The 25,589-nt window shown below is 64.3% G+C and carries 29 protein-coding genes and 1 pseudogene; 18 read left to right on the top strand and 12 right to left on the bottom strand.

From position 1 onward, the window contains the following. Positions 1 to 96 precede the first annotated feature (96 nt). The 4 genes and pseudogenes from ACIOVF_RS19625 to ACIOVF_RS19610 form a co-directional block, all read left to right on the top strand. Positions 97 to 1,440 carry an iron-containing redox enzyme family protein gene (locus ACIOVF_RS19625; protein WP_401291771.1) on the top strand — a complete coding sequence of 448 codons (1,344 nt, stop codon included), beginning with the start codon at positions 97 to 99 and terminating at the stop codon, positions 1,438 to 1,440. A 13-nt stretch (positions 1,441 to 1,453) separates the two neighbouring features. Beyond that, a complete protein-coding gene (locus ACIOVF_RS19620) occupies positions 1,454 to 2,404 on the top strand; it encodes a methyltransferase (protein WP_401291768.1) in 951 nt (316 codons plus the stop codon). Then, the gene (locus ACIOVF_RS19615) at positions 2,401 to 3,495 is read left to right on the top strand and encodes a carboxylate-amine ligase (protein ID WP_045201276.1); all 1,095 of its coding nucleotides are present in this window, start codon (positions 2,401 to 2,403) and stop codon (positions 3,493 to 3,495) included. The genes ACIOVF_RS19620 and ACIOVF_RS19615 overlap by 4 nt, the downstream gene beginning before the upstream one ends. Before the next feature lie 35 nt (positions 3,496 to 3,530). After that, positions 3,531 to 3,626: pseudogene (locus ACIOVF_RS19610) on the top strand (LysR family transcriptional regulator); the annotation flags it as partial. Between the two features lie 4 nt (positions 3,627 to 3,630). On the opposite strand, the gene ACIOVF_RS19605 reads toward ACIOVF_RS19610, so the two are convergent. The 3 genes from ACIOVF_RS19605 to ACIOVF_RS19595 form a co-directional block, all read right to left on the bottom strand. Next, positions 3,631 to 3,813, bottom strand: coding sequence for a DUF1289 domain-containing protein (locus tag ACIOVF_RS19605; protein ID WP_045201277.1), 183 nt, complete (start codon positions 3,811 to 3,813; stop codon positions 3,631 to 3,633). Between the two features lie 3 nt (positions 3,814 to 3,816). Next, positions 3,817 to 4,128 (bottom strand): hypothetical protein, encoded by a 312-nt coding sequence (locus ACIOVF_RS19600; RefSeq protein ID WP_045201278.1) that lies wholly within the window; start codon positions 4,126 to 4,128, stop codon positions 3,817 to 3,819. 175 nt (positions 4,129 to 4,303) lie between these two features. After that, entirely contained in the window at positions 4,304 to 4,639 is a 336-nt protein-coding gene (locus ACIOVF_RS19595) for a hypothetical protein (RefSeq protein ID WP_038994655.1), read from the bottom strand. A 151-nt stretch (positions 4,640 to 4,790) separates the two neighbouring features. Between ACIOVF_RS19595 and ACIOVF_RS19590 the strand changes: the two genes are divergently transcribed. Then, positions 4,791 to 5,546, top strand: coding sequence for an SDR family oxidoreductase (locus tag ACIOVF_RS19590; protein WP_401291762.1), 756 nt, complete (start codon positions 4,791 to 4,793; stop codon positions 5,544 to 5,546). 25 nt (positions 5,547 to 5,571) lie between these two features. Here ACIOVF_RS19590 and ACIOVF_RS19585 read toward each other — a convergent pair whose 3' ends face one another. Further along, the gene (locus ACIOVF_RS19585) at positions 5,572 to 6,807 is read right to left on the bottom strand and encodes a DUF1835 domain-containing protein (RefSeq protein ID WP_401291759.1); all 1,236 of its coding nucleotides are present in this window, start codon (positions 6,805 to 6,807) and stop codon (positions 5,572 to 5,574) included. Between the two features lie 153 nt (positions 6,808 to 6,960). After that, positions 6,961 to 7,857 carry a LysR family transcriptional regulator gene (locus ACIOVF_RS19580; RefSeq protein WP_401291756.1) on the bottom strand — a complete coding sequence of 299 codons (897 nt, stop codon included), beginning with the start codon at positions 7,855 to 7,857 and terminating at the stop codon, positions 6,961 to 6,963. Between the two features lie 123 nt (positions 7,858 to 7,980). Here ACIOVF_RS19580 and ACIOVF_RS19575 point away from each other — a divergent pair, with 123 nt between their 5' ends. The 9 genes from ACIOVF_RS19575 (at position 7,981) to ACIOVF_RS19535 (ending at position 17,093) form a co-directional block, all read left to right on the top strand. Beyond that, complete coding sequence (locus ACIOVF_RS19575; protein WP_401292062.1) at positions 7,981 to 9,369, top strand: MFS transporter; 1,389 nt, start codon at positions 7,981 to 7,983, stop codon at positions 9,367 to 9,369. A gap of 55 nt (positions 9,370 to 9,424) precedes the next feature. Then, the gene (locus ACIOVF_RS19570; protein ID WP_045201283.1) at positions 9,425 to 9,880 is read left to right on the top strand and encodes a GNAT family N-acetyltransferase; all 456 of its coding nucleotides are present in this window, start codon (positions 9,425 to 9,427) and stop codon (positions 9,878 to 9,880) included. A 204-nt stretch (positions 9,881 to 10,084) separates the two neighbouring features. Then, positions 10,085 to 10,342, top strand: coding sequence for a hypothetical protein (locus tag ACIOVF_RS19565; RefSeq protein ID WP_045201284.1), 258 nt, complete (start codon positions 10,085 to 10,087; stop codon positions 10,340 to 10,342). A 427-nt stretch (positions 10,343 to 10,769) separates the two neighbouring features. Continuing rightward, a complete protein-coding gene (locus tag ACIOVF_RS19560; protein ID WP_045201285.1) occupies positions 10,770 to 11,489 on the top strand; it encodes a GntR family transcriptional regulator in 720 nt (239 codons plus the stop codon). Beyond that, positions 11,486 to 12,274, top strand: a complete 789-nt coding sequence (locus ACIOVF_RS19555) for an SDR family oxidoreductase (RefSeq protein ID WP_401291751.1) — start codon at positions 11,486 to 11,488, stop codon at positions 12,272 to 12,274. Before ACIOVF_RS19560 ends, ACIOVF_RS19555 begins: the two co-directional genes overlap by 4 nt. A 59-nt stretch (positions 12,275 to 12,333) precedes the next feature. Then, a complete protein-coding gene (locus tag ACIOVF_RS19550) occupies positions 12,334 to 13,266 on the top strand; it encodes a 3-keto-5-aminohexanoate cleavage protein (protein ID WP_258716848.1) in 933 nt (310 codons plus the stop codon). Between the two features lie 71 nt (positions 13,267 to 13,337). Then, on the top strand, positions 13,338 to 14,684 hold the full coding sequence (locus ACIOVF_RS19545) for an MFS transporter (RefSeq protein ID WP_401291747.1): 1,347 nt from the start codon (positions 13,338 to 13,340) through the stop codon (positions 14,682 to 14,684). Positions 14,685 to 15,085: 401 nt separating this feature from the next. Continuing rightward, positions 15,086 to 15,955 (top strand): RNA ligase family protein, encoded by an 870-nt coding sequence (locus tag ACIOVF_RS19540; protein WP_401291744.1) that lies wholly within the window; start codon positions 15,086 to 15,088, stop codon positions 15,953 to 15,955. A 1-nt stretch (position 15,956) separates the two neighbouring features. After that, complete coding sequence (locus ACIOVF_RS19535; protein WP_401291741.1) at positions 15,957 to 17,093, top strand: AAA family ATPase; 1,137 nt, start codon at positions 15,957 to 15,959, stop codon at positions 17,091 to 17,093. Positions 17,094 to 17,138: 45 nt separating this feature from the next. Here the strand turns inward: ACIOVF_RS19535 and ACIOVF_RS19530 are convergent, their stop codons facing one another. Together ACIOVF_RS19530 and ACIOVF_RS19525 are read right to left on the bottom strand one after the other, a co-directional pair. Beyond that, entirely contained in the window at positions 17,139 to 17,531 is a 393-nt protein-coding gene (locus ACIOVF_RS19530; RefSeq protein WP_401291738.1) for a lysozyme inhibitor LprI family protein, read from the bottom strand. Between the two features lie 31 nt (positions 17,532 to 17,562). Next, on the bottom strand, positions 17,563 to 17,988 hold the full coding sequence (locus ACIOVF_RS19525; RefSeq protein ID WP_045201292.1) for a GFA family protein: 426 nt from the start codon (positions 17,986 to 17,988) through the stop codon (positions 17,563 to 17,565). Between the two features lie 57 nt (positions 17,989 to 18,045). Between ACIOVF_RS19525 and ACIOVF_RS19520 the strand changes: the two genes are divergently transcribed. Continuing rightward, positions 18,046 to 18,516 carry an NUDIX hydrolase gene (locus ACIOVF_RS19520; protein ID WP_093384276.1) on the top strand — a complete coding sequence of 157 codons (471 nt, stop codon included), beginning with the start codon at positions 18,046 to 18,048 and terminating at the stop codon, positions 18,514 to 18,516. Here the strand turns inward: ACIOVF_RS19520 and ACIOVF_RS19515 are convergent. Beyond that, positions 18,491 to 18,820 (bottom strand): hypothetical protein, encoded by a 330-nt coding sequence (locus ACIOVF_RS19515; RefSeq protein ID WP_045201294.1) that lies wholly within the window; start codon positions 18,818 to 18,820, stop codon positions 18,491 to 18,493. The genes ACIOVF_RS19520 and ACIOVF_RS19515 overlap by 26 nt on opposite strands. A gap of 90 nt (positions 18,821 to 18,910) precedes the next feature. Continuing rightward, positions 18,911 to 19,336: an SUKH-3 domain-containing protein gene (locus ACIOVF_RS19510; protein ID WP_213601679.1), complete on the bottom strand. Its 426-nt coding sequence runs from the start codon at positions 19,334 to 19,336 to the stop codon at positions 18,911 to 18,913. Positions 19,337 to 19,481: 145 nt separating this feature from the next. Between ACIOVF_RS19510 and ACIOVF_RS19505 the strand changes: the two genes are divergently transcribed. Then, entirely contained in the window at positions 19,482 to 19,895 is a 414-nt protein-coding gene (locus tag ACIOVF_RS19505; protein WP_401291733.1) for a RidA family protein, read from the top strand. A gap of 120 nt (positions 19,896 to 20,015) precedes the next feature. Further along, positions 20,016 to 20,519, top strand: a complete 504-nt coding sequence (locus tag ACIOVF_RS19500; protein ID WP_045201297.1) for a GNAT family N-acetyltransferase — start codon at positions 20,016 to 20,018, stop codon at positions 20,517 to 20,519. A gap of 43 nt (positions 20,520 to 20,562) precedes the next feature. On the opposite strand, the gene ACIOVF_RS19495 is transcribed toward ACIOVF_RS19500, so the two are convergent. Then, on the bottom strand, positions 20,563 to 21,174 hold the full coding sequence (locus tag ACIOVF_RS19495; RefSeq protein WP_401291729.1) for a hypothetical protein: 612 nt from the start codon (positions 21,172 to 21,174) through the stop codon (positions 20,563 to 20,565). 203 nt (positions 21,175 to 21,377) lie between these two features. Here ACIOVF_RS19495 and katG point away from each other — a divergent pair, with 203 nt between their 5' ends. After that, entirely contained in the window at positions 21,378 to 23,648 is a 2,271-nt protein-coding gene (gene katG / locus ACIOVF_RS19490) for a catalase/peroxidase HPI (RefSeq protein WP_401291726.1), read from the top strand. 89 nt (positions 23,649 to 23,737) lie between these two features. Here the strand turns inward: katG and ACIOVF_RS19485 are convergent, their stop codons facing one another. Continuing rightward, positions 23,738 to 24,292: a UPF0149 family protein gene (locus tag ACIOVF_RS19485; protein WP_045201299.1), complete on the bottom strand. Its 555-nt coding sequence runs from the start codon at positions 24,290 to 24,292 to the stop codon at positions 23,738 to 23,740. An 83-nt stretch (positions 24,293 to 24,375) separates the two neighbouring features. Continuing rightward, positions 24,376 to 25,578 (bottom strand): NAD(P)/FAD-dependent oxidoreductase, encoded by a 1,203-nt coding sequence (locus tag ACIOVF_RS19480; protein WP_045201300.1) that lies wholly within the window; start codon positions 25,576 to 25,578, stop codon positions 24,376 to 24,378. Positions 25,579 to 25,589 lie beyond the last annotated feature (11 nt).

Below are 25,589 nucleotides of genomic sequence, written 5' to 3'. Positions count from 1 at the left end.
CGTCCCTTTGCCGCGCAGATGATCTGAACTTCAGTTGCGGCGCACCGCTCCCTTGCATAGAGGGCACTTCTCGCCCGACTGCCGAAGGCTGCCGCCATGACCGTGATGACCGCCGCACCCGTGCTTGACCCGCATGTCATCGATAGCCGAGCAGGCCATGCAGCGCGTTATCACGCCCTGTTGCAGGGCGAGCTGAGCGACAGCGCCGCCTGGCTCGGCGAGCAACTGCAACAGGCAGAGGCCTTGCCCGATGAACTGCCGGCCAACCCCGTCGAACTTGGCCAATGGACTGCCGAGCGCGCTGCTGCCGTGGCCGGGCAATACGCCCAGTACCTGGCCGAGCGCAAAGCCGGCGCTGCCCGGCGTTACTTCAGCAACCGCGCCCATGCGCTGTATTTTCTCCAGCACGTCGCCCCGACCAAGGCGGTGGATGGTGCCTGGCTGTTCGGCATGCTCCGGCACTGGGCCGACCCGCGCTACCACGGCCTGATCCGCATCTACCTGGAAGAGCTCGGTGATGGCGACCCGGCCTGCAACCATGTGCTGATCTACCGGCGCCTGCTCAGCGAACTGGGCTGCCATGAGCAGCTGCCGCTGGGCGAAAACCGCTACCTGCAAGGTGCGCTGCAACTGGCGCTGGGCTTTAACACCGAGGCGTTCCTGCCCGAAGTGATCGGCTACAACCTGGGCTATGAGCAACTGCCCCTGCATTTGCTGATCAGCGCTTACGAGCTGGACGAGCTGGGCATCGACCCGCAGTACTTTCGCCTGCACGTGACCATCGACAATGCCAGCAGCGGCCACGCCTGCAAGGCGGTGCAGGCACTGATGCAACTGTGGCCGGCGCAGGGTGCCAGCGAGTTCTATCGGCGGGTGGCGCGAGGCTATCGGCTCAACGACCTGGGCCCGGGCTCAGCGACAATCATTGCCGAGTTTGACCTCGAAGCCGAGCTGCTGGTCGCCTTCGAGCGCAAGCGCAGTTTTGGCCAGCACATGCATTCCGATTACTGCCGTATCGAAGGACGCACGGTCAACCAGTGGCTGGCCGAGCCCGGCAGCATTGCGGGGTTTCTCGCCGCCCTGCAGGAAAAGGGCTGGATCAAACGCGGCCAGGACCCGGCCGACAGCCGTTTCTGGCAACTGATCGACGGCCCGGCAGCAGCGATGTTCGGCGTCTTCAGCCCCTATGAAAAACAGCTGCTGCATGACTGGATCGCGCTCAGCTGGCAGCCGCGCCGCCCTCGTCACGGGCCGGCCAAGGCCGAGGTGTCGATGCACGACGAGGCGCTGGTGAGCGCGCTTGAGCGCGAGCTCCATGACCTGCCGCCGCAGGCGCGGATCGCCTACCTGATCAGCGAAATGGCCGGGGCTCGTCACGCCTTGCCTCAGGGCCTGGCGGCGACGCGCAAATATGCGCAGATGACCGGGCTTAAATCTTAGTGGGAGGCTGACCATGCAATTGACCGAGGCGCAACGCCAGGCCGATCAGGCCCTGCTGCAACTGGGGCGGCGATTGTTGGCCGATGGCTATCGCTTTACCAGCGTCACGCCCTTGACCCAGTGGCGCAATAACCAGCGCGAGGGTGCAGAACACTCTCATACCCTGCGCGATATTTTCGGCTGGAACCGGCCCTTTGCGCCCGCGCTGTTGTCAGCGGACGAGCTGGCGCAGCTGCAACGGGCGCAGATCCTCGACGAGCATGAACAGCAACTGCGCAGCCGGGTACGCTGGTCGAGCCTGCATGATCTGCTGTTCGTTCACTCCGGTTTTCCCACCGACAGTACGGACGCGGTGTTCTTCGGCCCGGACAGCTACCGCTTCGCCCAATTGATCGAAGCGCACCTGCAGCAAAGTTTCGCCAGCATCAACCACGCCGTGGATATCGGTTGCGGTGCCGGGGTCGGCGCGGTGCTGATCGCCCGTGCCCGCCGGCATGCGCAGGTCAGCGCCGTGGACATCAACCCGCAGGCCCTGCGCCTGACCGCTATCAACGTCGCCCTGGCGGAGCTGGCCAACGTCTCGGTCGAGCACAGCGATGTGCTCCAGGGCATCAGCGGCAGATTCGACCTGATTGTCGCCAACCCGCCGTACATGCTCGACGCCAGTGAGCGCGCCTATCGGCATGGTGGCGGCGCCCTGGGCGCCGGGCTGTCGTTGCGGATCGTTGAACAAGCACTGCCACGCCTGGCGCCGGGCGGCACCTTGCTACTGTACACCGGGGTGGCCATGGTTGATGGTCGCGACCCGTTCCTGGCAGCTTTGCAAGCGCCTTTGGCGTCCGCCGACTGGGCCTGGCATTACCATGAACTGGACCCCGACGTGTTCGGCGAACAACTGCTCGAGCCCGGTTACCAGCAGGTCGAACGCATCGCTGCGGTGGCCTTGAGCGTTACACGTCGATGAACAGCCCTTGCGGCTTTGGCATCGAGGAAGAATACCTGCTGGTCGAGCTCGCCAGCGGGCGCATGCTCGCCGCGCCGTCGGCGGCGCAGATCGACCTGTGCCGCCAGGTACTTGGTGCACACTTTGCCCAGGAGATGTTCAAGGGCCAGATCGAGGTGGCATCTCCGGTGTTCAGCAGCTTGGCCCAGGCGCGGGAATTTCTCGCCGGCAGTCGCACGCAACTGGCACAGGTACTGGCCGAAGAAGGCATCGGCCTGTTGAGCGCCGGCAGTCACCCCATGGGCGGCTGGCGCAAGCAGCAGCCTGCTGACGACGAACACTTTCGCCAGTTGTTCGACGACTACCAGCAGGTGGCCCGGCGCAGCCTGTTGTGCGGCCTGCATGTGCACGTCGGGGTACCGCCCGGACACGACCGCATCCAGCTGATCAACCAGTTGCTACCCTGGTTGCCGCTGGTGTTGCTGCTCAGTACTTCATCGCCGTTCTGGGAAGGCCAGCCGACCGGCTACATGAGCTATCGCCAGGTGGCCTGCGGGGAATGGCCGCACATGGGCCTGCCGGAGCGCTTGAATGACTGGCAGGCCTTCGAGCGCTACCTGGCCCTGCTGCGGCGCACCGGGTCGTTGCGCGAAGGGTTTGACTGCTGGTGGGCGATCCGCCCGTCGCGGCGTTTCCCCACGGTGGAGCTGCGCATCGCCGATGCCTGCCCGAACCTTGACGATGCATTGTGCATTGCCGGGTTGTTCCGCTGTATGGTCGAGCATTATCTGGCGCAACCACGTACCACCGTGCACCTGAGCCGCGAAGCCCACTGGATTGCCCAGGAGAACTACTGGCGGGCCATGCGCCATGGCCGCCATGGGCAGTTCATTTGCCTGGAGGACGAAGGGCAGGGCAGCGCCGGGCAGTGGCTGGCGCGGGCGCAAGCGCTGTTTGCCGATGCTGCGCAGGGGGTTGACGTTGATCGCAGCTTTGCCCGGGCGCAGGTGATTGTTGCCCAGGGGAGCAGTGCCGACCGGCAATTGGCGATGGCGCAGCAGGGGATGTTGGCGGTGGTGCAGGGGTTGTTGCAAGAGGTCAAATCGTGTTGACGCCATCGCGGCTCAAGTCGAGGCGTCGCACCGCCGCTCGGCCGTTCATTTTGCTCTACCCCCACGCCCGGCATGTGCCGCTGCGGGTGCGGGCCTTTATTGATTTCCTGATTCAAGATGCCGCTGGCTGAAACGCTAGCCCTTGGCTTTTTTCAGGCTTTTCATCCGCTGCTTGGCGCGCTGCACGGCAGCCATTTTTTCCGGGCGTTTCATGCGCTTCCATTTGCGGATGTCGTCCTTGCTGCGGCCGCAGCTCAGGCACAGGTCGCCGCTCAACTGGCACACGGCGATGCAGGGGTTTTCGATGTCCTTGGCCATGTGTCAGCCGCGCTGTTCGATGTCGAACTGCACGTGAGGTGCGAGCGGATGCAATTCGACGTCGGCTTCTTGCAAAGCCAAAGCCGTCAGCTCGATCATCCGCTCACCTTGTCCGCTGGCCAGGGCGTGTTCCTTGGCAGCCCGGGTTTCGAAAACCCAGATCACCTGCAAACTGGAAGGGAAGCGTGTGTAATCGACCAGGTGGGTGAGCCAGGCAAAACCGACGATTTCGGCCTTGGCGGTCTCGCAGGCTTCGGTCAGGGTGGCGACCAGACGGCGGTCAAGCTGCGCCTGTTGGCGTTTGCTCAGTGGCATGGCGGTAAGGGTCTTTGCGGGAGGAGAGGCGATCATACGCTATCTGAGCGCGCCACCCGGAACTGGGCGCAGCGGTGCCGGGTCTTGCGCCAATCCTGTGGGAGCGGGCTTGCCCCGCGATCGAGCGCGAAGCGGTCGTGGTTCAGGCACGCTCCTACACCGGTGGCTGCGGGGCTTACTGAACGTTGTGCAGCTTGACCACATCACCCGAGACACGGGTGGTGTAGCCGGTCAGTACCCAGGCCCAGAACCAGTTTTCCTGGACCTGGGTGTTGATCATCGCGTCGCCGCCCTTGGCCTTGATCGCGGCATTCTGGGCGCGCACGAAGCGGCTGTTCTGACGCACTGGAATGACGCCCAGTACCAGCAGACCGGTGGCGCTGGCTTCGCTGTGGCCGATCACGGTGTACTGGTCGGCGTTGTAGTGCTGGGTTTTCATCGGGGTGCCGGTGCAACCTGCCAGGGCCAGGACGAACAGGCCGCAGGCGACAACTTTGCTCAGGTTTTTCACTGCATAACTCCATGACAATTGGCCCGGGATCCATCTCTCGAGCGGCGCATACTTTACCGGATCAGCCAGGATCACGCTCGTCTGCTGGCGCGCGGCCTACCGCTACCCGGCGTAAAATACTGGGTTGCGACCCTCCCGCGGAGCAGCACCCATGAAAATCGTCGTGATCGGTGGTACCGGCCTGATCGGCACCCAGTTGTGCAACAACCTGCGCGCCAACGGCCACAAGGTGCTCGCCGCCTCGCCCAAGACTGGCGTCGATACCCTCACCGGCGAAGGCCTGGAGCAAGCGCTGCAGGGCACCGATGTAGTGGTCGATGTGGCCAACTCGCCGTCCTTTGACGACGCTGCCGTGCTGGCGTTTTTCCAGAGCTCCGGGCGCAACCTGCTGGCCGCCGAGCAAAAGGCCGAGGTCCGGCACCACATCGCCCTCTCGGTGGTGGGCACCGAGCGCATGCAGGACAGTGGCTACTTTCGCGCCAAGCTGGCCCAGGAAGAGCTGATCAAGGCCTCAGGCAGGCCCTATACCATCCTGCGCGCTACGCAATTTTTCGAGTTCATGGGCGCCATCGCTTATTCCGGTGCCGACGGCAACCGCGTGCGCCTGACCAACGCCGCGTTGCAGCCGGTGGCCTCATCCGACGTGGCCCTGGCCCTGGCCAACCTTGCCGAGCAGGCGCCGGCCAACCGCACTCTCGAAATCGCCGGCCCTGATCGCCTGCCGCTGGCTGATTTCGTGCACAGCTACCTGCAGCACAATCAAGATGCCCGCGAGGTGATAGCCGACCCCGAGGCCACCTATTTCGGGGCGCCGATCGACGACCGTTCACTGACCCCGGATGAAGGTGCGATCCTTGGCTCGCTGCACTTTCAGACCTGGTTGAAAACCACCGCCGTGCAACGCTGAGCCGTTGCACAGGGACCTGACTTCTTTACCCGCGCCACACCGGCCACAGGTCGCTGCCCAGCGCCCAATGCCCTCGCCCGGGCAGCAGGCGCACACCACCGACCCAGCGCTCGGGGGCCTGCTGCTCAAGCCAGTTGGCCTGGCCCGCCAGCACCTGCTCGCCCAGCGGGGTGAGGCTCAGGGGCCGGCGCGGCCAGTCCAGCTCAGCCTGCGCCTGGATGAGCAGCGGCGTCGGCGAATCGATCAGCGGGCGCAGCAAGGCATGGAACATCATGTCGCCCAGGTAGGGCAGCGGCTCGCGCTTGCCCATCAGTTCGGCAAACACCCGGCCGAACGGCACCTCGCCGAACTCGTTGATGATCTGCAGCGCCAGGCGTTCGCTCAGCGACAGACCGTCGTCCACGCCCGGCAGTTCCTGCAACTGGCGTAGCAGCGCCGGGGCGAGCAAGGGCAGGGCCAGGTCCTGGCGATGGGCCAACTGTGCCCAGGCCAGTGGCGAGGGGGCGCAATACGCTGCCCAGGCCTCGCGCGCCAGTTGCAGCATGGGCCCATCCACTGCCCGGCGCTGCGGCCACAACCAGGCCAATACGTCCGGGGCCAACTGGCCGATGCCGATAAACCGCTCGACCCCGGGCATTCTGTCAATCTCGATCAGCTCCAGGCGCTGCGGCGGCTTGGCCAAGCCGGCCAGCACGCGGATCAAAAACAGCTGGTCATAGGCATCCGCCTCGCACCAGAGCACCGCGCTGGGGCAGCCGTCGAGGCGGGCCAGGTGGGCGTATTCGGTGTCCATCTTGCGCTGTACTTCGGCGAGCTCCAGGCCATAGGCCTGGCTGATGTAGTCGCTGCGCAGGGCGCGGTAAGGCGCTGTCGGCACGTCACGCACCGGGCCCATCACCAGCGGGTCGCTGAGCATCTGAAAGGCGCCGGTAAAGCCGGCCAGGCGCAGGCTGTGGCTGATGTCGTTGCCGCAGCGCCAATGCTGGGTGGCGGCTTCGTCATCGGCAATAAATTGCGGGTGGCGGGCGGCAAAGTCGATAGCGTCGATATGCGCCTTGAGCTTGGGCCAGCTGGCAAAGCCCAGATCGCGGGCAATCAGCCACTGGGCATCGGCCAGGCGCGGTGAGGCAGGGCCGAGTAGCGCCAGTTGCTCGGGCGCGGTACCGCTGCGCAGGCGCTGCAGTAGCTCCTTGGCGCGCTTGCGTTGTTGTTCAAGATTGATGCGCCCGTCATGGGACGGCGACGACAGTCGAGCAGGCATACGAACTCCTTGTGCGAGCCTTGTCCGCTGTCAGGCCGGGAGTCGTAGACAAAAATGTGGGGTGTACAGCCTGGGCGCAGCCCTTCCCGCGGACGGGTGGCGCGGTTGACGCCGGTTGCGACTATAGGCCCGGCGCCCGGCAAAAGGCAATCGTCAGCTCCAGGCGCGCGGCCAGCACTCCTGCAGCAAGTCGCTGAACACCTTCAGGCGCGGCGAGTGCTGGCGCGACGGCGGGTAGACCAATGCCAGTTCACGCCAGCGCCCGGAAAACGGCTCCAGCACCGGCACCAGACGGCCGTCGGCCAGGGCCTGGCGGGCGACGAAATCCATCACCTGGACAATGCCGAAACCCTGCAGCGCGGCATCGATCAGCGGGTCGCCGACATCGAACAGCAGCTGCCCGCTGACCTGCACGTCGACACGCTTGCCGTCCCGGACGAACTGCCAGTCGACGCGGCGCCCGAGGTAGGGGTTATGCACCACCAGGCAGTTGTGCCGGGCCAGGTCTTCGAGGCTTTGCGGCATGCCGTGGCGGGCCAGGTAGGCGGGGGAGGCGACGGTCACCCAGTGCATCGGTGCCAGCGGCCGGGCCACCAGGCGCACATCGCTGAGCGGGCCGATGCGCAGCGCGGCGTCGAAGCCTTCTTCGGCGAGGTCGACCAGGCGATCGGTCATGGTCGCATCCACCACCAGTTGCGGATGGCGTTGGGTCAGTTCACCCAGCAGCGGCAGGATGACAATGCGGCCAAAGGCCGAGGGCAGGCTCAGGCGCAGGGTGCCGCTGGGTTCGCAGCGGCGGTCGAGCAGCAGTTGCTCGGCTTCCTCGAAGCCGGCCAGCAAGGGGGCGCAACGCTCGCGCAGTAGCAGGCCGTCGGCGCTCAGGCTGACGCTGCGGGTGTTGCGGTGCAGCAGCTTGACCCCCAGTTGCTCTTCCAGACGGCGGATTGCCCGCGACAAGCCTGACTGGGTCAAGCCGGTGCTGGCGGCTGCGGCGGTAAAACTGCGCAGCTCGGCGACCTTGAGCAGCAGGGCAACGGTGTTCAGATCCATGATTAAAGTCATTACTGAAAGAACTGGCAGCGTATTTATCATGCCTGGCGCATGAAAGACACTGGCGCCTTCTTGCCAAGGATGCCCCGCATGTCGACTCCCACCCCGCGCCACCCTGCATTGATGCTGCTGTTGCTGGCGTGCGCCCAACTGATCATTGCCCTGGACTACACCATTGTTTTCGTCGCCTTGCCGACCATTGGCGAGCACCTGGCCATCGGCCCGCGCCAGTTGCAATGGATCATCAGCGCCTTCGGCGTGGCCTTTGGCGGCTGCCTGCTGCTTGGCGGACGCGCCGCCGACCTGCTCGGCCGCAGGCGCCTGTATCGGCTTGGCCAGGGCTTGTTCGCCATCGCCTCGCTGGCCGGCGGTCTGACCCATCAGGCCGAGATCCTGGTGCTGGCGCGGGCGCTGCAGGGTGTGGCGGGTGCCTTGCTGTTCCCCGCGACCCTGGCGCTGATCAACAGCCAGTACGCCGAAGGTGCGCCGCGCACCCGCGCCCTGGCGATCTGGAGCGCCGCCTCGGCCGCGGGCCTGGCCCTCGGCGCCTTGCTCGGCGGCATCCTCACCCAGTGGCTGGGCTGGCAGGCGGTATTTCTGGTCAACGTGCCGCTGGCGGGGGCTTGCGCCTGGGCCGCCGGCTACTGGATTCCGATCGACCCGCCACGGGCCCAGGGGCGCTCGTTTGATCTGGCCGGTGCCCTGACCATCACCCTCGGCGGCAGCCTGCTGGTGCTGGCGCTGATCGAAGGGCCGAGCTGGGGCTGGCAACGGCCGCTGTTCTGGACCGTGCTGGCGGCCGCACTCATCTGCCTGGCGGTGTTTGTGGTGATCGAAAGCCGCAGCCGCGACCCGTTGATGCCGCTGCGCCTGCTGCGCACCCCGGGCCTGCGCGCGGCCATGGGCCTGACCGCAGTGTTCATGGCCAGCTTCAGCGTGCAGTACTACTTCCTGGCCTTGTACTTCCAGCAGGTCTACGGCTACAGCGTGCTTGCCAGCGGCCTGGCGTTTTTGCCGGCGACCCTGGTGTGCACCCTGGGCATCGGCATTGCCGAACGGGCGCTGGCCCGCCTGGGTTTGCGCAGCACCTTGATTATCGGCTTACTGGCCGGCGGCCTGGGTATCCTCTGGCTCGGCTGGATGTTGCCCGGGGATGGCGCTTTTGCCCGCCTGCTGGCGCCGATTGCCTTGCTCAGCATCGGCCAGGGCATGACCTGGACGGCCATGTGGGTGTGCGCCGGGCAGGGAGTTGCGGCGGCCGAGCAGGGCGTGGCGTCAGGGATGGCGTCTACCGTCCAGCAGATTGGCGGGGCGTTGGGCCTGGCGCTGCTGGTGGGGTTGGCCAACCAGGGGCTCGACGGCTTGAGCGGAGCTGCCTGGCAGCAAGGCTACGCGCTGGGCTTGCAGCGTGCAGTACTGGTCAGCGGCGGGATCGCGCTATTGGGTGTGCTGATCGCCCTGGCGTTGCCTGGCAAGGTTCGCAGCACTTCAACAGAGGCTCAAGGCTGTTAGCCGGCTTTGACACACGGCACACTGGTGTCCCGACCCTGACTCAAGGAACGAGCCGATGCCCCTGCACATTCGCCCCGCCACGCCCGCCGACGCCAGCGCCATCAGCGCGGTGATCATCCAGTCCTTGCAGCAGACCAACGCCGCCGATTATTCGGCGGCGCTGATCGCCCAGGTCGAGCAGAGCTTTACTGCAGAGCGAATACTGGCCTTGCTTGAGCAGCGCCAGGTGCTGGTGGCGCTGCTCGACCAGCAGTTGGTTGCCACTGCCAGCCTGCACGGCAATGTGCTGCGCAGCGTGTTTGTGGCGCCAGGGGTGCAGGGCACCGGCGTGGGTCGCGCGCTGATGCAGGCGCTTGAAAACCTGGCCCGGCAAGCGGGGCAGATGGTGCTGCGGGTGCCGTCATCAATCACTGCAGAGGGGTTTTATGCCCGGCTCGGCTACGCCAAAGTCCGCGAGGTGATGGAGGGGGAGGAGCGGATCATCGTCATGGAGCGCGTTATAGGTCATTGAAATTCATGGCGCAATAGCGGTACTCGCCGCCGTTTGCACCCCTCTTTGCGCGCGGGGTACCTGGCATTTATGTCAGGTGACGCTGTTGTTCTCGATCGATAGCATCAACGGGGCCGAGGTGTTTGGTTGCAGGCAGTCAGCGAAGGTTTCAGGCACCGGGCAACAACCACCCTGTAAATCGAATTTGTGCAGGAGCACAAGCTGATGAATACATCCAGAAAAGCAGTGTTGGTCTGCGGGTTGATCTTGATGGCGTCGCCGCTGGCAGGCTGGGCCGAGACTGAAAAGTACATTTGTGAATACAGCAAGATGGAGGACAACCAGAAAAAGGATTTTGGATACGACTCTTATAAAGCATCCAGTGTCCAGGATGCCGAGAAGCAATCGCGGGCGGATCCATCCAACAAGGAAAAACAATCTGAAGACATCAAGCTTGAATGCAAGGTGTACGAAGAAGAGTAAGTGCCGTACCCACGCCGTACCCACGCCGGCTTTCAACGAAGGCGTTGTGGGCGCGGCGCTTTTGGAGGCGGTCAGCTCTGTCAAGCGTATGTTGTAACTGGTCGCTATCAATTCGCGATCAGCCTGCGCTGGTTGACCCTGAGATCGATACATGAAGCTGATCGCCACCTGCCTGCACGCAATACTCGCCAGCGCGTGCAGCGTTGGCAACAGGCGCTGGAGCAGATGCGGGCTGACGGTCGGTTGCAGCAGCGCTGGCCGAGTGACCTGGCGACGCCGCCGACACCACGATAATCATTACCCGAGCCTGACAGATGCCCTGCCCCTAACCGTCAGGGCGTTTCGTCGTTGTCGCTGATATCATTTGACATATTTGATTTGTGATCACATATTCGTATCACAAGAACGACAACACAGGCTTTTTTCCATGACCGACCGTCCCGTCCTGTTGCCGGCCCTGCGCCAGGTGTCCCGCGATACCCTGCAAGACCAGGTCTACCGGCAGATCCGCGAAGCGCTGATGAGCGGGCGTTTTCAGCCCGGGCAGAAGCTGACCATCCGTGGCCTGGCCGAAGCGCTGGGTTCCAGCCCCATGCCGGTACGTGAAGCACTGCAGCGCCTGAGCGCCGAAAATGCCTTTGAAGTCACCGAAACCTCGCGCCTGCGGGTACGGGTGATGACCACTGAACGCCTGCGCGAAATCCGCGATGCGCGGGTGGCCCTCGAAGGCTTGCTGGCCGAGAAGGCCGTGGCCCATCTGGGCGATGCCGACCTGGCTGAAATCACCGAGCTCTGCGTGCAGATGCAGGCCGCCGCCGACAAGGTCGACGTGCCGGCTTACCTGTGGGGCAACTTTGCCTTTCACCGACGCATTTATGCCGTGGCCCAGGCTGAACTGACCGTCGCCGCGGTGGAGAATTTCTGGCTGCATATGGGCCCGTGCTTTGCCCTGGTCGCCCCGGACAAAGCCCACCTGCAGCGCTCGATGCAAGCCCACGACCGCATCGTCGCTGCCCTGGCCGACCGCGATGCGGCGGCGGCGCGGGCGGCGGTGACCGACGACATCATGCAGGCCGCCGACTCCCTGGCGCGCCTGCTGGTCAACAACGACCGCGCGCGGTCTGTTTCTGGAGTGAAAAAAGCATGAGCGTTCTCAAGCGTCTGACGCCGTATCCGGGCCTGCGGGTGTTGATTTCCGGCGGCGCCGCCGGTATCGGTGAAGTGCTGGCGGCGGCCTATATCGAAGCCGGGGCCCGGGTGCATGTCTGTGATGTCAGCGAGGCGGCCCTGGCGGCGTTTCGCGACCGTTACCCAGGCAGCGTCGCCACCCGCGCCGACGTCGGCGATGCGGCGCAGATAGAGCCGCTGTTCAAGGTTCAGCGCGAGCAGTTCGGCGGCCTCGATGTGCTGGTCAACAACGCCGGCATCGCCGGGCCTACCGCCGGTATCGACGCCATCAGCGACGACGACTGGCAGCGCACCATCGACATCAACCTGACCGCGCAATACCGCTTCGCCCACCACGCAGTGCCGCTGCTCAAGGACTCGCCCAACGCCCACCTGCTGCACATCGCCTCGGTGGCCGGGCGCCTCGGTTACGCCTGGCGCACGCCGTATGCGGCGACCAAATGGGCCATCGTCGGCCTGATGAAATCCCTGGCTTCGGAGCTTGGCGACAGCGATATCCGCGTCAATGCCTTGCTGCCCGGCATCGTCGAAGGGCCGCGCATGGACGGGGTGATTCGCGCCCGTGCCGCGCAAGTGGGGGTATCCGAGGCGCTGATGCGCGAGGAGTACCTGAAGAAGATTTCCCTCAAGCGCATGGTCACTGCCGAAGACGTCGCCGCCACCGCCTTGTTCCTCTGCTCGCCAGCTGCCCGCAACATCACCGGGCAAGCCATCAGCGTCGATGGCAACGTCGAATACCTCTGAGCTGTACCTGCGCTTTTACCGCACTGCTTTCTCGCCAAGAATAAAAACGGAGAACACGCATGTCCAAGAAACGCCCGGTCATCATCACCTGCGCCGTCACCGGTGCCATCCATACGCCGTCGATGTCGCCGCACCTGCCGATCACCCCGCAACAAATCGCCGACGCCGCCATCGGTGCCGCCGAGGCGGGTGCTTCAATCGTTCACCTGCACGCCCGTGATCCGTTCGACGGCAAGCCCAGCCAGGACGTCGAGCTGTTTCGCCAGTTCCTGCCGCAGATCAAGGCGCAGAGCGATGTGGTGATCAACATCACCACCGGCGGCGCGCCGACCATGGGCGTCGAAGAGCGCCTGCAGCCGGTGGCCCAGCTCAAGCCGGAGCTGGCCTCGCTGAACATGGGCTCGATGAATTTCGGCCTGTACGAAATGCTCGAGCGCTTCACCGAGTTCAAGCACGACTGGGAGCGGCCGTACCTGGAAGAGAGCGACGACCGCATCTTTCGCAACACCTTCCGCGACATCACCTACATCCTCAACGCTTGCGCCGAGAACCGCACACGCTTCGAAATCGAGTGCTACGACATCGGTCACCTGTACACCGCCGCGCATTTCCTCCAGCGCGGGCTGCTCAAGGCGCCGTTGTTCATCCAGTCGGTGTTCGGCCTGCGCGGCGGCATCGGTGGCCACCCCGAAGACCTGGCGCACATGCGCCGCACCGCCGACCGCCTGTTTGGCGACAACTATGAGTGGTCGATCCTCGGCGCCGGGCGCAACCAGATCCCCCTGGGCACCATGGGCCTGGCCATGGGCAGCAACGTGCGCGTGGGCCTTGAGGACTCGCTGTGGGACGGCCCGGGCAAGCTGGCGGCGTCCAATGCCGACCAGGTCAAGCGCATCCGCACGGTGATCGAAGCCCTCGGCGGGCGTGTCGCCAGCCCCGATGAGGCCAGGGAAATGCTCAGCCTCAAGGGCCGCTACGCAGTCGACTTCTAGCTTGCCTGCATGCCCCGGCCAGAGCTAGCCGGGGCGTTCCCACCGCTGTCGCCACACTAGAGATTCGTGCCATGACAATTACAAGATCGCCCGAAGAACTGACTGTGCCCCGTGATTCTGCAACCCTCAACCGGTTGCTGTTCGTCAAACTCATGCCGTTGCTGATCGCCGCCTATGTGCTGAGCTTTCTCGACCGCACCAACATCGCCCTGGCCAAGCATCAACTGGATGTCGACCTGGGCATTTCCGCGGCCGCCTACGGATTGGGCGCCGGGTTGTTTTTCCTTACCTATGCGCTGTCGGAAGTGCCCAGCAACCTGATCATGCACAGGGTCGGCGCACGCTTCTGGATTGCCCGGATCATGGTGACCTGGGGCCTGATTTCCGCCGCCATGGCCTTCGTCCAGGGCGAGACTTCGTTCTACGTGCTGCGCCTGTTGCTGGGCATCGCCGAGGCCGGCTTGTTCCCCGGGGTGATGCTCTACCTGACCTACTGGTTCGGCCGCGAACAGCGCGCCCGCGCTACCGGCTACTTCCTGCTCGGGGTGTGTTTTGCCAACATCATCGGTGGGCCGTTGGGCGCGGCGTTGATGCAGATGGACGGCCTGATGGGCTGGCATGGCTGGCAGTGGATGTTCATGCTCGAAGGCTTGCCGGCGGTGTTCTTCGCCTACGTGGTGTGGAAGAAGCTGCCCGACCGGCCGAGCAAGGCGCCGTGGCTGAGTAGCGCTGAAGCCGAGCAGATCGAACGCCAACTGGCCAGCGAGGCCGAGGAGGGCGCCGGCCACAGCGGGCACTCGCTCAAGCAGTGCCTGACGCCGCAGATCCTGTTGGCGATCTTTGTCTATTTCTGCCACCAGATCACCATCTACACGGTGATCTTTTTCCTGCCGGGGATTATCGGCAAGTACGGCGACCTGAGCGTGCTGCAGATCGGTTTTCTCACCTCCTTGCCGTGGCTGGCGGCAGCGGCCGGGGCGATCGTCCTGCCGCGGTTTGCCAGCACGGCGCAACGGGCGCGACGGATCCTGGTCAGCGGTTTGCTGACCATGGCCCTGGGCCTGGCCATTGCCTCCCAGGCGGGGCCGGTACTCAGCCTCTTGGGCTTTTGCCTGTCGGCGCTGATGTTCTTTGTGGTCCAGTCGATCATCTTCCTGTATCCGGCCTCGCGCCTCAAAGGTGCGGCGCTGGCGGGTGGCCTGGGCTTCGTCAACTCCTGCGGCTTGCTTGGCGGCTTCTTCGGGCCGTCGCTGATGGGCATGATCGAGCAAAGCACCGGCAATGCCGTGAACGGTTTGAAGTTCATCGCCGTGGTGCTGGTGGTGGCGGCCTTGGCGGCGCTGCGTTTGCGCCAGGGGCATGAGCGTAACAGCGCGAAGGGGGGAGCGCTCAACGACGCGCAGCGCCAATCTGCCTGAGGTTTTCACCGATACATTTGTGGGAGCTGGCTTGCCAGCGATGAGGCCAATGCAGTCAGCACATGAAGTGTTGACTGGATTACGACCGCTGCGCGCTCGATCGCGGGCAAGACCCGCTCCCACAGGATGGGCGCAGTACCTGTAGGAGCGGCGGTGCGGCGACCCGACTTGACCCGCGATGAGGCCATCCCAGACAACACAGCGCTTGACAGCCCACCCCCATCTCGTTTCCAATCCGCCCCCTCAGATCCACCACCCCTCATTATTTAGGTGAAGCCAGTGCCCCACGCCAACCAACACGCCTGATGCCGACGACGGACGTTTAAGCCTGTTGGTGCCTGCCTGCGCACGCACTTTCACCTGCCCGCTGTCGTCGGTTTTCGCCCTTTTGGAGAAGACCCATGACACTCGATATCCGCGAGCTCGCGCAGCTCGACCTGTTCAAGTACCCGCGCACCCCACACCTGCAAAGTTCTCGCCTGCAATCGGGCGATAGCGACCATGACCAACTGCCTTACAGCGAACTGAAGGGCCAGTACCTGGTGGTCGAGGAAAAGCTCGACGGCGCCAATGCCGCGATCAGTTTTTCTGCCGCCGGCGAGCTGTTGCTGCAGTCCCGTGGCCATTACCTGGCCGGCGGTAGCCGCGAGCGCCAGTTCAACCAGTTCAAGCAATGGGCGGCCTGCCATGAACACTGGCTGCTCGAGCACCTGGAAGACCGCTACGTGCTGTTCGGCGAGGTGATGAGCAAGCGCCACAGCGTGTTCTACGACCAGCTCCCGCACCTGTTCTTCGAGTTCGATATCTGGGACCGCGAGGCGCAGGTGTTCCTCTCCACCGCACGGCGCCAGCAGTTGCTTGCAGGCGGCCCGGTGTTGTCGGTACCGGTGCTGTTCGAAGGCATCGCGCCGCCTCGGCTGAAGGACCTGCTCGCCCTGGTCGGCCATTCCCAGGCCAAGTCGCAACGCTGGAAAGACGCGTTTGCCGAGGTCATCGCCCGTCAGCAACTGGACTTTGCCAAGGCCTGGAGCCAGGGCGACCGCTCTGACCTGATGGAGGGCCTGTACCTGAAAATCGAAACCGCCGAGCACACCACCGGGCGGATCAAATGGGTGCGCCACGACTTTGTCCAGGCCATCCTCGAAGCCGATGAGCACCACCTGCGCCAGCCCTACATCCCCAACCTGCTGGCCGCCGGTGTCGACCTGTATGCGCCCGAGCCCCAGGTCACCTGGGCCAGCCTGCAGGCCGCCGAACAAGGAGTTGAATGATATGGACATGAACACATTGCGAGCGCTGATGCCCGGCCCCGGTCGCGCGGTCGACTACCCGGCACTGCTCGAGGCGATCCCGTCTCTGCGCGCCTTGGCGGCAACCCCGCAGGACCCGGTCTACCACCAGGAAGGCGACGTCTGGACCCACACCATGATGGTGGTCGATGCCTTGCTCGCCGACCCTGCCTACCAACGCGCCACCCCAGAGCAGCAATTCGTGCTGTTTTACGCCGCAGTGCTGCACGACATCGCCAAGCCGTCGTGCACGGTGATCGATGAAGTCACCGGCAAGATCGGCCAGCCCGGGCATTCGCGCCGCGGCGCGGTAGATGCGCGCATCCTGTTGTGGCAGGCCGGGACGCCGTTTGAGCTGCGCGAAAGCATCTGCCGGATCATCAGCGTGCACCAGTTGCCGTTCTTTGCCCTGGCCGGGGACAAGAGCGGGCGTTCGGCCGAGCAGATCCTTCATCGCCTGTCGTGGGAGTTGCCGGTGTGGATGCTCTGCGCCGTGGCCAGCGCCGACATGCAGGGCCGCGGCTTTGCCGGCAAGCAGGGGCTGCTCGATGACATCGAAGTATTTCGCCTGCTGGCCGAAGACGAAGGCTGCCTGGATCGACCCAAGGCCTTTGCCGACGATTACACCCGGCGCTGCTACTTTCGCGGTGCCTCGGTGCTGCCGCAGTACAGCCTGTACCGCGAGGTGCAGGGCTCGCAGGTGATCATGCTGGCGGGACTGCCGGCCAGCGGCAAGGACACCTGGGTCAACCAGCACGCAGCGGATCTGGCCGTGGTGTCGTTCGACGATGCCCGCCAGGAGCTGGGCCTGAGCCATGGTGACAAAGGCCCGGTGGCGCAGTACGCGATCGACAAGGCCAAGACCTTGCTACGGCGCCGTGAGCCCTTCGTGTGGAACAGCACGCACTTGTCGCAACAGATGCGCAAGAAGACCCTCGACCTGCTCTACAGCTATGACGCCGACGTGCGCCTGGTGTACCTGGAGCAGAGCGAGCGCGAGCTGATGCGCCGCAACGCCCGTCGCGACACCACGCTGCGCAACAAGGACATCGAGCGCATGTACTTTCGCTGGGAAGTGCCGACGCCGGTGGAAGCGGATCGGCTTGAGTACCAGGTGTGAGGCCATGCAGGTTATGTGGGACTGCAGGCAGCCATCCATGACCCATCAGGGCATCCCGGAAATCCGCTTCAGGTACTGGACTCTGGCTTGCGTCTGCTTCAACAGGCAATGGGTATGGATGGTGGCGTAGCCGCTGCCGCCAACCGACTCATACGTCTCCAGTTCACAGCTGGCATCACGAAAGGCAATCCAGGTGCGCTGGGCTTTTTTCAGCGCCACGTCCTGGGTCGGGCGCCCGGGTGACGCGCCCTCGTCCTTGAAACGTGTAACCAGCTCCTGGTAGAGCTGATTCAATTGCCGATCGGATTTTTTCAGCGAGCGCTGCATGCATTCAAGCATCTGCACTTCGGTGTTGGCGCCGGGGCACAGGCTGCTTGCCTGGGCCGGGGTAGCCAGCGCCAGCAGCACGCTGAAACCGGCATAAATCAAGCGATACATGGGGGCGTCCTTGCGTTGAAGTTATTTCAGTTTATTGGTGTTGCGGCCAGGTATCGCCAATTACCAGCCAGCAGGCCTTGGACTGTACATGCACATGTTTTTGCCGGGCAGGCTCGAACGGCGTATCCAGGGTGCCCAGCGCAACGCTGATCCAGTCCGGATACTCGCCACTGGCATTGGCCCAGAACAGGCTCGCGCCGCAGCCTGAACAAAAGCTGCGGCTGACCGTGGGTGATGACTTGAACACCTGCAACATGCCCTGCGGATCGTTGCAGCTCAGGGCCGCAGCCGGCACGCTGGCGTACGTGGCGAAGGCTGCGCCATGGGCTTTGCGGCACTGGCTGCAGTGGCAGTGGCTGACGGCTTTTAGCGGGGTGTTGATGCGGTAGCTGACGGCGCCGCACAGGCAGCTGCCGTGAAAATCGCTGGTTGTCGGCGCAGATTTGTCGTTGTTCATCCCTGGAGCCCGGTAGAATTTCGCCCGCGATCATAAACCAAGGACAGGAACACCACGATGCGTGAACGTAAATCAGCCCGGCTGTTAGTCATCAGCCCCTCCCGCAGCGTGTTGCTGTTTCGCTTCGTCCATCGCAACGGCGCGCTGGCCGGTGACGATTACTGGGCAACGCCCGGAGGCGGTGTGGAGGAGGGCGAAAACTTCGAACAGGCCGCCATTCGCGAGCTGCGCGAAGAAACCGGCATCGAGGTCGACGCCGTGGGCGCGCACTTGAGCGAGCGGCGCTTTACCATGCAGCTACCCAGCGGCGAGTGGGTCACGTCGGTCGAGCAGTACTACCTGATCCAGGCGCAAAACCAGCAGCTGTGCCGCCAGGGCTGGACGGCTTCGGAGGTCGAGGTAATGGCCGATCATCGCTGGTGGTCGGCCGAGGAACTGCGGCAAACCACCGACATAGTGTGGCCCGAGCGGCTGATTGAAACCCTTGAGTCGGCCGGGGTGTTCAGCGCCGCGCCAGCGCATGGCTGACGCATTGCTCGTAGTAGGTCTGCTGGATGGCTGCGGGCTTGAGGCGTGACTGGCTGTTGTAGGTCTGTTCGGTGATGCCCATGGCGGTCATGCGCATCCACGGCTTGTTGAACTTACGCACCTGCAGGCGCTTGCGCGCGGCGTACAGGGTCACTCCGGACAGCTTCGACTGCTGCGCGCCGGCGGCAATCTGCGAACCCCAACTGCACATGTAGCGGTCATTGTTGCCCAGGGCCTTGGCTTGGGCACCGAGCGGGAGGGCGAGCAGAAAAAACGCTGCCAGGGTTAATCCATAAGCCCGCATAGCACCTACCTAACTTGCTGAAAAGAAAGCGAGTTTGCCAACGAAGCGGCTAGCAGGGGGCCAGCAATTTGCCTTATTTGCGCCTGAATTTCACAGCAGTTGCGCTTGTGGCTGACGGCCCAGCAGCAGGCTTTCTGCAGCAACGACGAAGGTGCTGCCCAGCAGCCAGAAGGCATCGTGAACCTGGCTCATGAGGTAGCAGGCGCCCTGGCTGTCGACAAACAGCGCGCCATGGCCGTGGTGGACATCGCCGATGCACACCAGGGTGGTGTTGAGCTTGTGTTGCATCCTCACGATGACTTTGTCGTCGTGCAGGGCGGGCTTGGCCCTGAACTCGATGTCGCCGGCAGCGCATTCTTCACCGGCGCCGCAGTGGCCGACGCACAGGCCGTTGAGGCTCAGCAGCAGCGTGGCCGCCGGATGGTTGGTCGGCACACTGGCCGGTAGCGGGTTGTTGGCCGGCCATCCGGCGGCAATGAACAGTGGGCGTAGGGTGTCAGGTAGGTCGATTGGCATGTCTGCTCTCTGGTCGAATCCGTGCGAGGGGCCAGATTAACACGCCAGTCATCATTGCCCCCTGCGCAGCGCTGGCAACATCAGGCTTGACCTCTACTTAAGTCGAGGTTTGATACTCGCCGCTCCCATCATTCGGAGCAGCACCATGACCGCAGCTTTCCACCTGTCCAACCCCGAAGGCCTCTATGATCCCAGCGCCAATGCCTACTCCCATGTGGCTGAAGTCGCCGCCAATGCCCGGCTGCTGTACATCGCCGGGCAGGGTGGTGAAGACCTTGAAGGCCGCTTGTCGAGTGACTTTGCCGAGCAGGCACGCCAGGCCCTGGGCAATCTGCAGATTGCCCTGGCATCCAGAGGCGCAAGCCTGGCCGATGTGTTCAAGCTGACCCTGCTGATCGTCGACCACGACGAGGCCAGGCTGCGTATCTGGGGTAGCGAGGCCAAGCGGGCCTGGGGCAGCAACATGACCCCGACCTGCACGCTGACCCCGGTGCCGCGCCTGGCGCTCGACGGCATGATGATCGAAATCGACGCGGTCGCCGCGCTAGCTGCCGGGTGACATGTTTTAGCGATGGCATTGGCCCCGGCTTTTGTAAACAATAGCGCCCGCAAAACGCGCTGTTCGTTCACTTATCGAGATACCAATGCCGTCGATTCTTCCGCTGTATGAGGTCCAGCCATGAGCGACCTTACTGTCGAGCTCCTGCAAACCGGCCCCGAGCAGATCGAGCTGATCCGCAACCTCTACCAGTTTTACGCCTACGAGTCGTCGGACTGGGAACAGGAAGACGTTGAGGTCGATGGCCGTTTCTATGTGCATGACGAGCACCTGCAACGCTACTGGCAAGAGCTGCAGTGGAGCGCCAACCTGATCCTGGTCGATGGCTACATCGCCGGCTTCCTGCTGATCGAGCGCAGCGAACTGCCCGGCCTAGACGCCCTGGAGCTGGCCGACCTGTTCATCCTCAAGCGCTACCGGCGCAAGGGCATCGCCAGCGCCCTGGCCAGCCAGGTGCTGGCGAGCGGGCAGAACCAGTGGCTGGTGCGTTACTACGACCAGGACGAAACCGCCCATGCCTTCTGGCGCGCGGTGCTCGACAAGCTGCCGCGGCCGGTACGCTCGATCGAGCTGGACGACGAGCCGGAGCTGGTGAACTTCCTCGTGACCCGGGCCTTGCACTGAGCTGGCACGATCGCCAGCATCTGCGCCGCCCTCGGGCTGAAGCTCACACCGACCGTTGTTGCCAGCGCCTGTCCAGGCTTGCCAGCGGATTGCCGAGCCGTTGCGGGGTCTCGCCGGTCAACTGGCACAGCAGCTCGATCAGTGTTTCGCCGTCCAGTACGCCTTGCTCGCGCAGCCGTTCGGCGAGCACCCGCAGCACCGGCCAGTAAGCGCGTAGCAGGCTGTGACAGCGAACCAGGGCCACGGGCCCGGCCTGCGCAACCTGGCGCGCCGGCAGCAGGGCGATCAGTTCATGGGCCCGGCGCAGGTCGCCGGCGCCACTGGTGGTGAGAAAGCGATCATCGGCGCTGTGACGGTAAATTGCCTCGGCCACGGGGCCGGCGAAGCAGTTGAGCAGGTCGCGTTCGATCAGCTCGATCATCGACGGCAGGTGTTCGGCGATGCCTGGCGGCTCGAAGGCGGGCAGGGGCACCAGGTAGTCCGCCTCGACCAGGCCCTTGACCGCCTGCAGGTTGCCGCGCAAATCCACCATCGGCCCGATCAGCGCTTCTGCCCGGGTGCGCACGGTTACCCGCCGGATCGCCAGGCCGTTCCACCAGAAGGCCAGGGCATGGCCGGCTTCGTGGTAGGCGGTGCGACGCGGACGGCTGTTCATGGTCATGACCTCAGGTGAGGCGGCTATCGCTACGATCTGCTCCTTCCCTGGGGTTGGTATAAGAGATTATGGCTATCGGCGGGCAATACTGCGTCTATTTGCTGACTGCCGGGGCCGGGACTAGCCTTGATGATGCGCTGGCGGGTGCCGGCCGGACCTGATGTGGAGATAACTAAAACGCTGGATACAAAGGTAGCTCACCCATGTCTACTGAATCGAAATGCCCGTTCAGTCATGCCGCTGGCGGTGGTACGACGAACCGCGACTGGTGGCCGAACCAACTGAACCTGAAGATCCTCCACCAGCACTCGCCGCAGTCCGATCCCCAAGGCGATGGCTTCAACTATGCCGAGGCCTTCAAGAGCCTGGACTTTCAAGCCCTGAAACAAGACCTGCATGCGCTGATGACCGATTCCCAGGACTGGTGGCCAGCGGATTTCGGTCATTACGGGCCGCTGTTCATCCGCATGGCCTGGCACAGCGCCGGCACCTACCGCACTGGTGATGGCCGTGGCGGCGCAGGCTCAGGACAACAACGCTTCGCGCCGCTCAACAGCTGGCCTGACAACGTCAGCCTGGACAAGGCCCGGCGCCTGCTGTGGCCGATCAAGCAGAAGTATGGCCGGAGCATTTCCTGGGCCGACCTGATCGTGCTCACCGGCAACGTTGCGCTGGAGTCCATGGGCTTCAAGACTTTTGGTTTTTCTGGCGGGCGCGCGGATGTCTGGGAGCCGGATGAAGACGTCTACTGGGGCTCGGAAAACAAGTGGCTGGGCGGCGATACCCGCTACGGCAAGGGCCCGCAGCCAATGCAGGAGCCGGGCGAGGGTACCCTGGTGGCCGAGCCCGAGCAGCATGGCAACGAAGAAAGCCGCACCGACCAGGGCCGCAACCTGGAAAACCCCCTGGCCGCGGTGCAAATGGGCCTGATCTACGTCAACCCGGAAGGCCCGGAAGGCAACCCCGACCCGGTCGCCGCCGCCAAGGACATCCGCGAAACCTTCGCACGCATGGCCATGAACGATGAAGAAACCGTGGCCTTGATCGCCGGCGGCCATGCCTTCGGTAAAACCCACGGCGCCGGCCCTGCCGATAACGTCGGCCCGGAACCGGAAGCCGCCGGTCTTGAAGAACAGGGCCTGGGCTGGCGCAACAGCTTTGGCACGGGCAAGGGCGCCGACACCATCACCAGCGGCCTGGAAGTGACCTGGACCACCACGCCAACGCGCTGGAGCAACAACTACCTGGAAAACCTCTTCGGCTTCGAGTGGGAACTGACCAAGAGCCCGGCCGGGGCCAACCAGTGGACGCCGAAAAACGGCGCTGGCGCCGGGATCATCCCCGATGCCCACGACCCGAACAAACGGCGCAACCCGACCATGCTCACCACCGACCTGTCGCTGCGCTTCGACCCGATCTACGAGCCGATCTCGCGGCGCTTTCTGGCCAATCCCGAGCAATTGAGCGATGCCTTTGCCCGTGCCTGGTACAAGCTGATCCACCGCGACATGGGCCCGCTGTCGCGTTACCTGGGCCCGGAACTGCCCAGCGAAGAGCTGCTCTGGCAAGACCCGATCCCGGCGCTCGACCATGCCCTGGTCGATGACAGCGACGTGACCGCACTGAAGGCCAGGCTGTTGGCTTCGGGGCTGTCGGTGGCCGAACGGGTGTCCACGGCCTGGGCGGCGGCCTCGACCTTCCGCGGCTCCGACAAGCGCGGCGGGGCCAATGGCGGGCGCCTGCGCCTGGCGCCGCAGAAGTTCTGGCAGGCCAACCAGCCTGAGCAACTGGCCAAGGTGCTGAGCGTGCTGGAAGGCATCCAGAACGACTTCAACAGTGCCCAGGCCGGTGGCAAGAAAATCTCCCTGGCCGACCTGATCGTGCTGGCAGGCAGCGCCGCGGTCGAGCAGGCGGCCAAGAACGCCGGGGTCGATATCCGCGTGGCGTTTGCCCCGGGGCGCATGGATGCCTCGCAGGAGCAGACCGACGTCGAGTCGTTCGGTTTTCTTGAGCCCAATGCCGATGGTTTTCGCAACTACCTGAAGAACAGCTACCGGGTGCCGGCCGAGGCCTTGCTGATCGACAAAGCGCAACTGCTGACCTTGAGCGCGCCGGAAATGACCGTGCTGGTGGGCGGCCTGCGGGTGCTGGGGGTCAATGCCGGGCAAAGCAAGCACGGCGTCTTCACTCAGCAGCCGGGTACGCTGAGCAACGACTTTTTCGTCAACCTGCTGGACATGGGCGTGGAGTGGAAGCCGGTGTCGGCGGCCAACGAAACGTTCGAAGGGCGTGACCGCAAGACTGGCGCGGTGAAATGGACCGGCACCCGGGTCGACCTGGTGTTTGGTTCCAACTCGCAACTGCGGGCGCTGGCGGAGTTCTATGCCAGCAGCGACGCCAAGGAGCAGTTCATCAAGGACTTTGTCGCGGCCTGGACGAAAGTGATGAACCTGGACCGGTTCGATCTCAAGTAAGCCTCATCGCGGGTCAATTCCGCTCCCCTGTGGGAGCGGGACTTGCCCGCGATCGAGCGCAAAGCGGTCGTAATGCACCACAGAGCCAATCAGCGCTGCGCCAGCCAGTAGTCATGCAGCGCCCGCGCCGCCGGGGCAATCGCCACCACCCGCTGACGATGCAAGGCTACGTCCAGGTTCGCCGGCAGCTCGAATTCATCCTGCTCGGCCCAGCCGGTAATCACCTGCAAGGCCTGCATTTGCGCTTCAGGCAGCACCGGCCAGTTGGCAATGGCGATACCGCGCAAATAACCAAAGCACCATTCCTCTGCCAATGGCAGCGGCTGGCCCTGGTGTTCGGTCTGCTCAAGGCGCGGGGCAAATGCCTGCGGCGCTTCAACCAGTTGGGTGGCCAGGCTGTTCAGGTGACGGGCACACAGCTCGACGAAGCGCTGGCAGTCAGCAGCGTTTTGCCATTCCGGCATCTGCCCACCCCAGATCGCCGGGAACCACTCGCTGATGTCCACCTGCACCGGGCTTGACACCAGCGCAGTGAAGTAGCCGTCGAGCTCCGAGGCGTTGAGCACCGAGTGGTCATCGCCGTACTGCTGCAAAGTGGCGTCGAGGAACGCGAAGTCGGCAGCGGCGAGTGGCTGGTCGTGCATGGGTAACTCCTTGGCCGGTCAGGCAGGCGGGCAAAAGGCCGGGAGGATGCCGTTTTGCACCGCTTTTATCCAGCCCCCGTACCTCAGGCTACCGGAATCATCGGATCAGCGGCGGCCAGGGCGGTAGCGCGATCCGCCACCGGCGGGTAGATCCACAGGGTATTGATCTGGGTCTTGAGGGCCTTGGCTTCTTCCTTCACCAACTTCAGCTGACGCTCCCAGCCTTCGGTGAACACCGCACCCCAGGCCCCAAGGTCGAGGCAGGTCACGTACTTGGGTTGGCGGTAGGGCAGCGGGGCGACGCCAAGCAGGTCGGCGGCGACATTGTTGCCGGCGTGACGGCCAAGGGCGATGGCGTGCTGGCAGGACATCAGCGAGTAATTGCCCAGCTCATCGGTGGCGGCGCAAGCGACATCACCTGCGGCATACACATGCTCCTGGCCGATGACCTTGAGGTTGGCATCGACTTGCAGGCGCCCCTGGCCGTTGCGCTCGCCAGGCACTTGCGCGGTCAGCGGGTTGGCGCGAAAACCGACGGTCCAGATCACCGTGCTGGCCTCGATGCGCCGGCCATCGGCGAGGGTCACGCCGTGGGCATCGACCGACTCCACCATGGCATCGAGCAGCCACTCGACGCCCAGTTGTGCGCTGGCCTCGACAATCGCCGGGGCGATGGCCTCGCCCATGGCTGCGGCCACCTTGCTGCCGCGGTCGACAATGATCACCCGCACCTCGCTGTCGTCACCCAGCGCCGCGCGCAAGCGTGCGGGCATTTCAGTGGCGGTTTCGATGCCGGTAAAGCCGCCGCCGGCGACCACCACGGTGTTGCGCGCAAGGCTCGAGGGCTGGGACTTGAGGCGCTTGAGGTGCTGCTCAAGGCGCACTGCCGATTCGATTTCATCGACATCGAAGGCGTACTGGTGCATGCCGGCCAGGTTCGGGCGCATCAGTTGGCTGCCGGCCGCCAGCACCAGGCGGTCGTAGCGCAGTTGCTGCAGGGCGCCGCTTGCGTTGCGGTAGCCGACGGTCCTGGCCTGGGTGTCGATGGCTGTTGCCGAACCCTGGACAAAGCGCACGCCAACCGCCTCGAACAACGCCCCCAGCGGGGCGAACAGGGTATGCGCGTCAGCTTCGTAGAAGCGCGGGCGCATGCGCAGTTCGGCTTGCGGGGCGAGTACCGAAATGGTGACGTCCTGCCGGTCTTGCAGGTCCAGCTGCCGTGCTGCGCTCAAGGCGCTCCAGACGCCGGCAAAACCTGCGCCGATAACCACAATGTGCTGTTGCATGGGAGAGCTCC

This window comes from Pseudomonas sp. NPDC087612 (assembly GCF_044743505.1).
In the GTDB taxonomy this organism is placed as follows: domain Bacteria; phylum Pseudomonadota; class Gammaproteobacteria; order Pseudomonadales; family Pseudomonadaceae; genus Aquipseudomonas.
The sequence above is the reverse complement of the archived record's forward strand: the minus strand, read 5'-3'. Positions and strand labels throughout refer to the sequence as shown.